Raw genomic sequence first — 263 nt, 5'->3', positions numbered from 1 at the left:
GATACATACTTAGATGCCGCGACAGCCAACCATCTAAAGCTAGCCGTATCCGAAACGGTTGTAGCCGAAATCAACGACGGCCCCCTCAAAGTTGAACTCAAGCAGTACCTTGCCGACCGAGGTATTCCAAGCCTTAAAGCTCCCGAGACACAGCAGCAATTGGCGGCCGCGTCTGGTCCCTCCGAGCGCGCCAGACTCGCCAAGAACGCAGGCGAACGCTCCCTCCTCGAAATCGCCTCCCGCGAACAAGCCGAAGGCCGCAG

The 263-nt window shown here is 58.6% G+C and carries 1 protein-coding gene; it reads left to right on the top strand.

Features of this window, described 5'->3' with window-relative positions:
- The coding region (locus HKX41_11915; protein NNC24840.1) for a hypothetical protein at positions 1-263 on the top strand (263 nt) is incomplete at both ends.

Source organism: Salifodinibacter halophilus, from assembly GCA_012999515.1.
Taxonomy (GTDB): Bacteria; Pseudomonadota; Gammaproteobacteria; order Nevskiales; family Salinisphaeraceae; genus Salifodinibacter; species Salifodinibacter halophilus.
This window is presented reverse-complemented; position numbering and strand designations above follow the sequence as displayed.